General features: G+C 38.7%; 1 protein-coding gene and 1 pseudogene. One reads left to right on the forward strand and one right to left on the reverse strand.

Annotation, left to right across the window (positions count from 1 at the left end; genetic code table 11):
• Nucleotides 1-19: 19 nt before the first annotated feature.
• Nucleotides 20-6,373: pseudogene (locus tag KI369_RS22280) on the reverse strand (CLIPPER-2 domain-containing protein); the annotation flags it as partial.
• Nucleotides 6,374-6,650: 277 nt separating this feature from the next.
• On the opposite strand from KI369_RS22280, the gene KI369_RS22285 reads away from it, so the two are divergent.
• On the forward strand, nucleotides 6,651-7,721 hold the full coding sequence (locus tag KI369_RS22285) for a hypothetical protein (RefSeq protein ID WP_212957426.1): 1,071 nt from the start codon (nucleotides 6,651-6,653) through the stop codon (nucleotides 7,719-7,721).
• The last annotated feature ends 134 nt before the right edge of the window (nucleotides 7,722-7,855 follow it).

A 7,855-nucleotide genomic window follows, 5' to 3' on the forward strand; every position in this document is an offset into this window, starting at 1 on the left:
GACTTACCTATCGACAATTAATAATATCACCTAATGTAACTGTTTCCGGCGTAGCTGTTTTTTGTGGATTTAATATAGCTGTATTTACGTCCGTCGTGTTAATTGGAGTAGGGTCTGTAATGGTAATAGGCGGTTCACCAGGAATTGGTTCATATGTGAAAGTAACAGTTGCTTGATTTCGAACGATACCACCAGGCGGTACACTTGTTACCCTCGCTTGGAATTGAACAGTAATTGTATCGTTCGGATTGACTGTACCTACAGGTATACCTTCTACAGGATTTGCTCCAAGATCAGGAATACCATTTAATATAACGGTACCTGGAACAAATGTTAGCCCATTTGCTAACGGATCAGTAATGATAACGGAAGTTGCAGGGACTGACCCGCGATTTTGGAAGGTTACAGTATACGTTATAATTTCATTTATATCTACAATTTGTTTGTCTGCTAGTTTATTTGGGTTAGGTGTAGGCGTAATAACGGATACTTCAACAGTTGGAGTAGGATCTGTAATGGTAATAGGGGGTTCGCCAGGGTTTGGCTGGAATGTGTAAGTGACAGTTGCAGTGTTTTTAATAATACCATCTGGCGGTAGTGCGGTTATAGTAACTTGATAAGTTAACGTAACAATTTGTCCTGGAGTAACAGTCCCAATGTTTACACCACTATTTGGATTTGCTCCAGGCGAAGAAACACCATTAATCGTAACACTATTCGGAATGAAAGTAGTACCAGCTGGAGTAGGGTCTGTAATAATAACATCTGTCGCATTAATATTCCCGACATTTTGGAACGTAATTGTATATGTGACAGTATCACCAAGATTAATAGTTTGAGGGTTACCTTGTTTGTTAGGGTTAATAGTAACTTCACTTACTTGCGTCTTTGTAGTAGGTGTAGGCGTAGTAACAGATACAGGTGGTCTAGTAGGATCTGGCTGGTATTGGAATGAAACTGTCCCTTGATTTTCGATAAAGCCTGTTGGTGGTATCGATGTTACTTGAACTTGGAAAGTTACGACGGCGGAAGTGTTAGGTTCTAATGTACCGATAAGAATTCCAGAACTAGGAACAATACCTGGCTGTGTAACGTCGTTTATCGTAACACTATTCGGAATGAAAGTAGTGCCAGCTGGAATAGGGTCGGTTACAAGTACATTTGTTGCAGGGACAGTTCCTGTATTTTGTAAGGAGATTGTATAGGTGATTGTGTCACCTAATAAAGCAAATACTTTATCAGCGGATTTTGTAGGGTTTGTTGTTGCCGTGTTGACATTGGTAGTAGTAGGAGGCGTTGGAGTAGTCACTGTTACTGGAGGTTCTCCAGGATTAGGTTGGAATGTGTAGGTGATAGTAGCTTCATTTACAATAATTCCGTTAGGTGGTATGGAAACAACACGAACTTGGAAAGTTACAACAACTGATTGACTAGGGTTTAATGTGCCAAGAGGAATGCCAAGAGCTGGATCAACGTCACTAGTTGGGATACCATTAATTGTTACACTATTTGGAATGAAAGTCGTACCAACTGGAATCGAATCTGTGAAAATGATGTTTGTTAGTTCAACAGTTTGTAAGTTTTGGAAGGTAACGGTGTACGTAATGATATCGTCTATATCAACGTTGTTTCGATCAGCTGTTTTCGATGGATTAATAATGCTATTAATGATTTCAGTATTAACTGGTGGTGTTGTCTCTGTTTCTGTAATAGGAGGTTCATTTGGATTAGGTTGAGATGTAAAGTTGACTGAACCAACATTTGTAACAACCCCATTAGGCGGTATATTCGTAATCGTTACTTGGAACGTGATGGCTATTATTTGATTTGGTTGTATTGTACCAATAGGTATTCCAATGCTTGGATTAATACCTGGTTGTGAAATACCATTTACTGTAACGGAATCCACAATAAATTGTGTACCTACTGGTGGTAGATCAATGATAGATACATTTGTCATAGGAATATTTCCGATGTTTTCAAGAGTGATCGTATAAGTGAGTGCATCTCCAATGTTAGCGATTTGCAAATCTACTGTTTTTGTTGACACTAACTCTGCATTTTGTACAATTGTTTCTGCAATTGGAGTAGGTGTTGTTATTGTAATGGGCGGAAGAGTAGGGTCTGGTTGAGATGTGTAAGTGACATTTGCTTCATTTGAGATAATGCCATTTGGTGGTAGAGCAGTTACTTGTACTTCTAAGGTAACAGTCACTATTTGTCTAGGGTTTAATGTGCCAACTGGGATTCCGGTTGTTGGTGTTAAATTAGGTTGTGAAACGCCATTAATCGTGACGCTTCCAGGGATAAATGTAGTTCCAGTAGGGATAGAATCTGTAATAATGACATTAGTTGCAGGTATATTACCAGTATTTTGAAGGGTGATCGTATAAGTGAGCGTATCACCAATACTTGCAAACTCACGATCTACTGTTTTTTGTGGATTTGGGTTAGCCGTACGAACAGGTATTGTTACCGTAGGAGTCGTTTCTGTTGTTGTGATAGGAGGTTCATTCGGATTAGGTTGAGAAGTATAGGTAACACTTGCTGTGTTTTCTATTTTTCCACTAGGAGGAATAGCATTTATTTGAATTTGGAATGTAACTGTAACTGTTTCACTTGGGTTAACTGTTCCGACAAGAATACCTGTAACTGGACTGGCGCCAGGTTGAGTAACGTTGTTTACAGTAACGCTATTCGTAATAAAAGAAGTACCCGGAGGTAAAGCGTCTGTAATTGTTACATTTGTAGCAGGTATTGTACCTTGGTTTGTAAATATAACAGTATAAGTTACAGTGTTTCCTATTTCTGCAAATGTTAAATTAGCAGTTTTTGTTGGGCTTATTACTGCGGTTTGAATCGGAGTATTCGTTTCTGGTGTAGTTTCTGTTTTTGTCACAGGAGGTAAAGTCGGATCCGTTTGATAATTAAATGTAGCACTTCCTTGGTTATTTATGGTTCCGCTCGGTGGAATGTTAATGACTTGAACTTGAAAAGTGATAGTAACTCTTTCAGTTGGTGTTAGCGTACCGATTGGAATTCCTGATGCTGGATTTATTCCTGCTTGAGGAACACCGTTAATAGTTACGCTATCTGGAATAAATGTAGTACCAGCTGGAATCGAGTCTGTTATAGTTACGTTCGTAGCTGGAACAGTTCCAACATTTTGGAAAGAAAGAGTATAGGTAATAATGTCATTTAATGCAACGAAGGAACGATTTGCTGTTTTTTGTGGTTCTAATGTAGCTGTATTGACAGTTGTTTCCGTTTCAGGAGTTGTAATGGTAGTTGTGACAGGAGGCTCGTTAGGATTTGGTTCATATGTGAATGTGATATTTGCTTTATTTCTAATGACTCCACCAGGTGGGATACTGTTTACGATACCTTGAAACGTAACTGTAATACTTTGACCAGGATTGACAGTTCCAATCGGTATGCCAATTTCGGGATTTTCGCCAAGCTGAGATATTCCATTAATAACAACGCTACCTGGAACGAATGAAACACCTTGCGGAAGCGAATCTTGCACAGTAACATTCGTTGCAGGAACGGTTCCTTTATTTTGGAAAGTAACAGTAAAAGTAACTATATCGCCTATATCAGCTATTTGAAGGTCCGCGGATTTTGTAGTTGTTGGATTTGGATTATTAATAGATACGTTCACATTAGGTGTTGGTGTAGTTGAAGTGACAGGGGGTTCATTTGGATTTGGTTGATATTGATAAGTGAACGATGCTTGATTTTCAATTATTCCATTTGGTGGAAAATTTGTAACGAGGACTTGGTAGGTGATTGTTTTTGTTTCTCCAACAGCTACAGTATCCAATTGAATACCAAGTGCTGGGTTTGATCCCGGAGAGGTAACGCCATTAATGGTCACACTATCTGGAATGAAGGTGGTTCCGCTAGGGGTAGGATCTATAAGTGTCACGTTAGTGGCAGGAACAGTTCCTCCATTTCGAAATGTAATTGTGTACGTAATGGTATCACCTATATCAGCAAGTTGTTTGTCGGCAGTTTTAGTTGGAGTTGAAATAATAGTATTAACGGCTGTTTCTGTTTTGGGGGTAGGACTTGTTTTTGTCACAGGCGGCTCATTAGGATCTACAATATGAGTAAATGAAACAGTACCTTGGTTTTCAACTAAACCATGTGGTGGAACACTAATAACTTGAACTTGAAAAGATATAGTTGCTGCTTCAGTGGGATCCAATGTACCTACTGTTATACCTGTGGAAGGGTTTGTATTTGGCTGTGAAGTCCCGTTAATAGTCACGCTATTTGGAATGAAAGTAGTTCCATTTGGAATAGGGTCTGTCAGGACGATATTAGTAGCAGGAACAGTTCCGTTATTTTGTAAACTAATGGTATACGTAATAATATCACCAATATCAGCAAAAGCTCGATCGGCAGATTTCGTTGGGTTCACTGTTGCTGTATTGACAGTTACACTTGTAGGTGGCGTTGGTTCAGTCGTTGTTACTGGTGGCAAGGTAGGATCTGGTTGGTACGTATAAGTTGTTGAAGCCTCATTTGTAATAGTACCGCCAGCAGGAATTTGTGTAACACGAACTTGGAATAATAGTGTTTTGGTTTCGCCTGGATTCAATGTACCAACAGTAATCCCTAATGCAGGGTTCGAATTTGGAACAGGATTATTATTTAGAACTACACTATTTGGGATGAAAGTAGTACCAGCAGGGATTGGATCAGTGAATATTACGTTAGTAGCAGGAACAGTTCCGTCATTATTAAATGTAATCGTATACGTAATAATGTCACCAATATCAACAGCGGTTTTATCAGCTGTTTTTATAGGATTAATAATAGCGGTATTAATAGGAACGGTAGTAGGTGGTGTAGGATTTGTTGTTGTAATCGTAGGTTTAGTTGGATCAGGCTGATAAGTAAATGTTGTATTTCCTATATTTCGAATTACCCCATTTTGTGGAAGGGAAGTGACCTGAACTTGGAAAGTAACGGTTGTTGTTGAACCGGCATTAATCGTTCCAACTTGTATCCCGCCAGTAGGATTAATATTAGGCTGTGAAACACCATTAATTGTTACGCTATTTGGAATGAAAGTAGTACCAGCAGGGATTGGATCGGTCACAATGACGTTTGTAGCAGGGATATTTCCCGTGTTTGGCAATGTAATCGTATACGTAATAATATCACCGATGTCAGCAACTTGTGGGCTAACAGTTTTTGTAGGATTTACAATTGCAGTTCGTACAGAAGTGTTAGTTGGAGGTGGGGTAGTTGTAGTAGTTGTTGGAGGTTCAGTTGGGTTCGGTTGTGACGTATAGGTTACGTTTGCTTCGTTCGTAATCGTTCCGTTGGCTGGAAGGGAAGTGACTTGAACTTGAAAAGTAACGGTCGTCGTTTGACCAGCTGCAACAGTACCGATTGGAATATTTGTCGGGGTTATGCCAGTTTGTATAGTGCCATTAACTGTAACGCTGTTAGGAATAAAAGTAGTACCTGTAGGAATCGGATCAGTAATTGAAACATTCGTTGCTGAAGTGTTACCGTTATTTGGGATTGTGATCGTGTAAGTAATAATGTCACCAATATTTACAATTTGTTGGTTTGCCGTTTTTGATGGATTAATGATAGCGGCATTAATTAATGTTTCTACAATATTACTAGTTGACGTTCTATTAATAGGAGGTTGACCAGGTGGATTATATTGAAAGCTTGATGAAGCGCTATTTCGAATTGGATTTTGCACAGGTAAACTATTAACTTGAACTTGAAAAGTAATGGTTGCATTTCCATTAGCTGCAATCGTTCCAATGTTTATACCAGTAGCAGGATTGTCTGTAGTAGGCGTACCATTAACTGTAACACTACCTGGTACAAAAGTAGTGCCAGCAGGAGGTATATCTGTAATGATAACATTATTTGCAGCTAATGGTGCTTGGTTCGTTGCGGTAATGGTATACGTAATCGTATCACCGATGGTAGCAATTGTTTTGTCAACCGTTTTTACTAATGCAACATTAGCTGTGAAAATATCTGTATTAACTATATTGCTTGTTGTTGTTCGACTAATAGTGGGTGCATTAGGTGCTGGTTGAAATGTGTATCCAAAGGATGCTACGTTACTTGCAACTGGTGGGGTAGGGACACTTGTAACATCTACTTGAAAGGTAATTGTAACAGAGCCGCCAGCAGGAATATTGCTAATGGGAATACCAGTAGCAGGATTTCCAGCTGTTGCAACGCCATCAACTGTAACGCTGTTTGGAACGAAAGTAGTGCCAGCGGGTATGGGGTCTGTAAATGTAACGTTTTGGGCAGGAAGTGTTCCGGTATTTTGGACAACGATTGTATAGGTTAAACGACTTCCTATTGTTGCTATTGCCATTAGATTCGTCCTTTCTGTATAAATTTAAATCTGGTCAAGGCATGGAATATTTACAAACAGCATTATTTAATAATCTAGAAACAATACTATGTGTAAATATTAGTATAAAATGAGCTCGTCATTGCATCCTATTCAAATTTAAATGAATAGGAATAGGCAAAGGCTTTTTTTTTGCCCAAATTAGTCTGTGCATATACAAATGGAACTTTTTTTACTTGTTTGCATTAAATGAAATAGCGAATAAATATTTATCTTATATGGAAGGGGAGTGGAATTGTTGGCTTTTGTACAAACATATACGAAAACGGACTCTTTATTTATGGTACACACAGGGAATACAGTTGGCATGCGTGGTATTACAACAGCGACGGCGTATCAATACAATGCATTAATAACAAGAGATACAAATTTAAGTTTTGCAGGGGTTCCTTCTTCGGTAGATCCATTAACTTTTGCAGGAACGACAAATGATTGGACATTAAATGGTTCTTGGGCAAGGCTTAATCCTTCAGTAACAGATGTACCAGCAACAGCAACTGTAGACTTTGCTATGTTAGTTTGGCAAGGAACATTAAGTGCAACTGTGACAGAAACTGTAGTAAATAACAACATACCTACTTTACAAACACCGGATGGGGTCACTCATACAATTACGAGTGTTTCTGCATGGGGAGAGACGAGATCAAGTGGAACATTTCAAGGTACCATTTATACACGTGCTGCAAATGTAACAAGTATTTTGCAAGGAATTTCAAACCGAGCGACAGGAGATTATTTTGTAGAAAGAATACCAACGGCAAATCCACCAGCGCAAGGGACAGGAGTAGGATGGGCATTAGTTGTTGTGTATCGTGATAATTCATATCCTGTTAGGAATGTTAGTTTATATACTGGTTTACTCATTTCTACATTGGGTGAGACAGCAACGATTTCAAATTTCATCACTCCATCTGTAGCACCGGTTAATGCTCGCGTATTTACAATGGCGATTAATGGTGATACAGATGCAACAGGTGACAATTTTAATTTAAATGGTACGGGGCTTTTGGGGCCAAATAATTTAATAAATAACTTTTTTGCTTCACAGGTAAATAATTATTTAGGAAATTTAAATACAGTCGGAAGTTTTGGGGATAGAAATATGCCAATTGGTACTTCTGCGACTAACCGTCGTGCGGAATTTGATGTGACAAATGTTCCTGCAAATGGCGTGTTAACAGCTGGATCTACTTCTACTACCGTGAATATCCCAAATACATTTGATTATATTTACGCTGGTGCTGTCGGTTTACAAATAGATTTAGCGGAGGCGCGTTTAACTGCTACAAAATCAGTAATAGTAAGTTAAAAATTGAAAACTTTAATAAAATTTTTTATCCTAATAGGAGTGAATTCTATTGGCTTTTGTTCAAGCTTACGGTAAACATGATAACTTATTTATGATGCATACAGGCAATACGATGGGAATGCGAGGTACTGCTA

Source organism: Bacillus sanguinis (genome assembly GCF_018332475.1).
Taxonomy (GTDB): Bacteria; Bacillota; Bacilli; order Bacillales; family Bacillaceae_G; genus Bacillus_A; species Bacillus_A sanguinis.